The sequence below is a fragment of the Dactylosporangium sp. NPDC005572 genome (genome assembly GCF_040605515.1).
In the GTDB taxonomy this organism is placed as follows: Bacteria; Actinomycetota; Actinomycetes; order Mycobacteriales; family Micromonosporaceae; genus Dactylosporangium.
The window spans coordinates 1-4,706 of the sequence record NZ_JBEXCY010000384.1; the positions used below are offsets into that span (position 1 = coordinate 1).

Below are 4,706 nucleotides of genomic sequence, written 5' to 3' on the forward strand. Positions count from 1 at the left end.
CCTGCTCGGCGCGGTCCGCGCCGCCGCACCGGCCGCCGTGCTCTGGACCGGGGACCCCCCGCCCGGCGCGGCCCGCCCGGGCGGTGGCCCGGTGCCGTTGCCGGAGGGCCGCCGCGACGACCTCGCCTACCTGCTGTTCACGTCGGGCTCCACCGGCGTGCCGAAGGGCGTGCCGATCACCCACGACAGCGTGCTGACGTTCGCCACCTGGGTCGCCGGCGAGCTCGGCATCGGCCCGGACGACCGGGTGTCGGGGCACTCGGCACTGTCGTTCGACTTCTCGGTCTTCGACCTGTACGGGGCGATGGCCGCCGGTGCCGCGCTGCACCTGGTGCCCGAGCACCTGAACCTCGTGCCGGACCTGCTGGCCGGCTTCATCCGCGAGTCGCGGCTGACCCAGTGGTCGTCGGTGCCGTCGGTGATGACCGCGATGGCCGGCCGCGGCGTCGTGCGGGACTTCCCGGACCTGCGCCGGGTCGTGTGGAGCGGCGACGTCTTCCCCGCACCCGCGCTGCGGCACTGGATGCTGGCGCTGCCGGGGGTGCCGTTCACGAACCTGTTCGGCCCGACCGAGACGACGGTGGCGAGCTGCATCGCCACGCTGAGCGTACCGCCCGGCGCGGCCGACCCGATCCCGATCGGCCGGGCCGTCGGCGGGGACCGGGTGGCGCTGCTGGACGACGACCTGCGGCCGGTCCCGGCCGGCACGATCGGCGAGCTGTACTTCGCCGGCGCGGGTCTCAGCCCGGGGTACTGGCGCGATCCCGGCGCGACGGAGCAGGCGTTCCGGGTCGTCGACGGGACCCGCTGGTACCGCACCGGCGACCTCGCCACCCTCGGGCCGGACGGTCTGTACTACTTCCACGGCCGGCGCGACCGGCAGGTCAAGTCCCGCGGCTACCGCATCGAGCTGGACGAGATCACGGCGGCGGCCGGCCGGCTCACCGGGGTCGTCGCGGCGGCGGTGGTCGCGGTCGACGCGCCGGGCCTGGCCGGCCGGGAGCTCTGCGCGGCGTACGTCCCGGCCGGCGGGGCGGCGCTCGACCCGGCCCGGCTGCGGGCCGAGCTGAGCGCGACGCTGCCGACGTACATGCTGCCGACCCGCTGGCTCGCCCTCGACCGGCTGCCGGTGAACACCAACGGCAAGATCGACCACGGCGCGGTCGTGCGGGTCTTCGAGGACGTCGCCGCCGCGCCGTCGCACGGATGAGGAGGTCCCTCCACAATGGACGACGTCATCGCCGCGTGGCCGGCCGAGTTCGAGGCGCTGCTACGCGAGCAGCTGCACGACCTGCCACGGCACGACCCGATCCCGGCCGGCACGTCGCTCATCGAGCTGGGCCTGGACTCGCTCGGCGCGGTGTCGCTGATCACCGAGGCCGAGGAGGCGTTCGGGGTGTCCTTCGGCGAGGAGCTGCTCGACCCGCGGTTCTTCTCCTCGGCGGCCCACCTGTGGTCCGTCGTCGAGCGCCTGCGGGCCGAGCAGGGCGTGACGGCCTAGCCGCCCGTCACGCCGACGCACTCCCACAGGATGAGCGTCCGAGCGGGACACCCCGCCCCGGCGGCGTCCTAGACCAGGCCGATCTTCATCGCGGTCACCACGGCGGCGGTGCGGTTGGGCGCGCCGAGCTTGATGAGCACGGCGCTCACCAGGCGCTTCGCGCCGTGCGTGGAGATGCGCAGGTTGCGGGCGATCTGCTTGTTGCTCAGGCCGACGGCAAGCAGGCCCAGCGTCTCGGCCTCGCGGGCGGTGAGGCTCACGGCCCGGGACTGCCGCTCCGGGATGCGGGCCTGCCCGCCGGTCAGCAGCCGCCGGGCGAGGTCGCCGGGCATCGGCAGCTCCCCGCGCAGCGCGCGCTCCAGGGTGTCCTCGAGGACCTCGGCCGACAGGCTGTCGACCGACACGAACCCGTCGGCCGGGAGGTCGGGGTCGAGGTCCACGGCGTCCGCGTCGAGCAGCACCACCACGAGCGGCCGGTCGGGCGGCTCGCCGGCCAGCTCGAGCGCGCGCCACCGGCGGCCGGCGACCAGCAGGACGTCGACGTCCCCGGTGGGCTCGCCCTCGCCGAGGACGCGCGTGGTGCAGCCGATGCGGTCCAGCAGGAGCCGGAGCCCGCCGCGCAGCACCTCGCTGTCGACGAGCAGGCCAGTGGTGATCTTCGTGATGTCCGGAAGTACGTCCCCCGTCGGCGGCAAGATGTCGTCTCCCTCGTCCTGACGGGCGCCAGCAGGATCGCTGCACCCTACGTGCAGGCTAGGACATCGACAGTGATTGCACTAGATTTATGCGACCTGCTGATTGAAATTTGCAGATCGAACGAAGATTCTTTCTGTCACCCTGCGCACAAACGAACATTACCGCCCGGTCCACGCATCGGGACCGGGCGGTCGCAGTGGAGCGAGCGCGCTCAGCCGGGCGGCGCACCGCCCACGGTGACGGCCGCGAAGCGTCCCGCGTCCGGGTCGTAGTCGGCGACCACGGTCCGCCCGCCGGACCCGAGCACCCCGGCGAGGACGCTCCAGACGCCCGTCGCGGGCAGCCCGGCCGGGGCCGGCAGCACGGTGACGGCACCGTCGCCGCGCACGGCGTCCGCCGCGGCCGGGGCAAGCCCCCGGCCGAGGATCAGCGTCACCGGCCCCGCACCCTCGGCCAGCGCGCGGAGGCGGGCCGTGGCGGCGGGCGGCGCGAGCGGCTCCGGGCCGTGGACCGTCACCGGGGCACCGGCCGGCGCCGCGTCGAAGAGCACGGCCACCGCCACGTTGCGGGTCGCCCGCAGCCGCTCGGGCACGGGCTCGTCGTGGTGGACCGTGCGCTGGTCCGCCACCAGCAGCGCCGCCCGCGCCACCGGGGAGGCGCGCAGGCTGTGGGCGATGATCCGCAGCGCGGTGAACGGTCCCGTGGCGCCCTGGTCGCAGATGCCGAAGGCGTGCCCCACCTCGGCCACGCTCGCGAGGTAGCTCGTCGGCCAGCCGGGCTCGCCGTCCGGAACCGCGGCGGCCAGCACCGCCAGGTCCACGGGGCCGGCCAGCCGCGGGGCCAGCTCACCGAGCAGCTCGCGGAACGACGCGCGGCGGGCCGTCGCCAGCCGCGCCGGCACCGGCAGGCTGAACGAGCCGAGCAGGTCGGTGAAGTAGTCGAGCTCGTCGGCCGTGAACGGCTCCCGCTCGGCCAGCGAGACGACCTCGACCGACCGCAGCGCCAGCGGCACGGTGGACACCGGCGGTCAGACCCGGGAACGGGCGGCGACGTACCGGGCCAGGGTCTCGACGGACTGGAAGTCGTCCGCCTCCAGCGTGTCCGGGTCGAAGTCGAAGTCGAGGTCCGTCTCCAGCTGCATGAGCAGTTCGAGGATGGTCGTGGAGTCGAACCCCAGGTCCTCGAAGAACCGGCTCTGCGCCGTGATCGACGACGGCGCGCGGCCGACCATGACCGCGGCGGAGTCGATCACCTTCGCGACGACGTCCTGCATACGTGATCCCTTTCTCGGTTAGTGCTCGAAGACCATGGCGGAGAAGGTGGCGCCCAGGCCGACGGCCGTCATCAGGTACCGGTCACCGGGGCGCAGCCGGCCGGCCTGCCGCGCGTCGCGCAGGCTGACGAACGAGTCGGCGCCGAAGCAGTGCCCGTGCTGCGCCAGGTTGTCCAGGTGCAGCAGGTCCGTGCCGCGCAGCCCGAGCAGCTTGAGGATCCGCAGCCACGACATCCGGTTGACGTTGTGGGGCAGGATCAGGGCGAGGTCGGCCAGGCCCAGCCCGGCCGAGTCGAGTGCGGCCCGGACGACCCCGGCGAGCGTCTCCGCGTAGACCTCGGTGAACAGCGCGCTCGCCGCCGGGTCGAGCCAGGCGCCGCGGTGGAACTCGCTGCGGGTGCGGGTGGCATAGCCGAGCACGCGGTCCCGTGGCCCGTCCAGCCCGACCAGGACGGCCGCGGCGGTCTCGCCCATGACGCCGGTGTCCTCCAGCACCTTGGCCCGCGAGGTGAACGTCTTCTCGCCGGCGAGGATCAGCGCGAGCGCGGCCGGGTCACCGTCACCGGCCAGGAGCTTGCCGGCCAGGTCGACGCCGAGCAGCCCGGAGGCGCAGGCGTGCTGGGTCAGGCAGAATGCGTTGGCGTGGGCCAGGCCGAGCTTGCGGCAGGCGTCCTGCAGCGGGTTGGCCGGATAGGGCGCGACGATCGGCATCGTGCGCGCGTGCATGACGTACCGCACCCGGTGCTCCTGCCCGGCCAGCCCGCGCAGCTCGGAGGCGGCCCGGACGAGGAGGTCGGTCAGGTCGCCACCGGGGTCGACCCGGACCTCGCCGAACCCGAAGCACCGCTCGTGCACCTTGATGCGCGCCTCCGCGACGCCGAACGGGCGCAGGATGTCGCTCACGTGCACTCGCGACGGCGGCACGTAGCTGGCCACCTCGAGCAGCGCGGTCTTCACCGGACCAGCCTGCGCAGCGCCGGGCGGCGGAAACAGTGCACGATGGGCGCGCGACGACCCTGGCCCCTCGGCCATACCGCAAAGAGGGGGTCGGCGGGCCGGTGAAGACGGCGATAGTGGGACGGTGCTCGATCTCACCACGACCACGGGGGCGGCCCTGCCGGTCCGCGACCCCGCGACCGGCGAAACGTTCGCCCACGTGCCCGACGACGGCCCGGCCGAGGCGTCCGCGGCGGTCGGCGCGGCCGGCGACGCGTTCGCCGGCTGGGCCGCCCGGCC

Annotated in this window: 6 protein-coding genes; 2 read left to right on the forward strand and 4 right to left on the reverse strand. The window is 74.4% G+C overall.

Annotated features, from left to right (window positions below):
• Both ABZS66_RS60385 and ABZS66_RS60390 read left to right on the forward strand, forming a co-directional pair.
• Positions 1–1,210, forward strand: a 1,210-nt coding sequence (locus tag ABZS66_RS60385) for an AMP-binding protein (RefSeq protein WP_354773835.1), incomplete at its 5' end; no start/stop codon positions are given.
• A 15-nt stretch (positions 1,211–1,225) separates the two neighbouring features.
• Positions 1,226–1,501 (forward strand): acyl carrier protein, encoded by a 276-nt coding sequence (locus tag ABZS66_RS60390; protein ID WP_238011733.1) that lies wholly within the window; start codon positions 1,226–1,228, stop codon positions 1,499–1,501.
• Between the two features lie 68 nt (positions 1,502–1,569).
• Here ABZS66_RS60390 and ABZS66_RS60395 read toward each other — a convergent pair whose 3' ends face one another.
• The 4 genes from ABZS66_RS60395 to ABZS66_RS60410 all read right to left on the reverse strand — a co-directional run bounded on the left by ABZS66_RS60395 (position 1,570) and on the right by ABZS66_RS60410 (position 4,427).
• Positions 1,570–2,196 (reverse strand): LuxR C-terminal-related transcriptional regulator, encoded by a 627-nt coding sequence (locus ABZS66_RS60395; protein ID WP_354773837.1) that lies wholly within the window; start codon positions 2,194–2,196, stop codon positions 1,570–1,572.
• 212 nt (positions 2,197–2,408) lie between these two features.
• Positions 2,409–3,218: a hypothetical protein gene (locus ABZS66_RS60400; protein ID WP_354773839.1), complete on the reverse strand. Its 810-nt coding sequence runs from the start codon at positions 3,216–3,218 to the stop codon at positions 2,409–2,411.
• A 6-nt stretch (positions 3,219–3,224) separates the two neighbouring features.
• The gene (locus ABZS66_RS60405) at positions 3,225–3,470 is read right to left on the reverse strand and encodes a phosphopantetheine-binding protein (protein WP_238011736.1); all 246 of its coding nucleotides are present in this window, start codon (positions 3,468–3,470) and stop codon (positions 3,225–3,227) included.
• Positions 3,471–3,488: 18 nt separating this feature from the next.
• A complete protein-coding gene (locus ABZS66_RS60410; RefSeq protein ID WP_354773841.1) occupies positions 3,489–4,427 on the reverse strand; it encodes a 3-oxoacyl-[acyl-carrier-protein] synthase III C-terminal domain-containing protein in 939 nt (312 codons plus the stop codon).
• Between the last annotated feature and the right edge of the window lie 279 nt (positions 4,428–4,706).

Excerpts from the sequence above, each read along its gene's own strand:
- ABZS66_RS60390 (WP_238011733.1), top strand. The coding sequence starts at position 1,226 with ATGGACGACGTCATCGCCGCGTGGCCGGCCGAGTTCGAGGCGCTGCTA.
- ABZS66_RS60405 (WP_238011736.1), bottom strand. The coding sequence starts at position 3,470 with ATGCAGGACGTCGTCGCGAAGGTGATCGACTCCGCCGCGGTCATGGTC.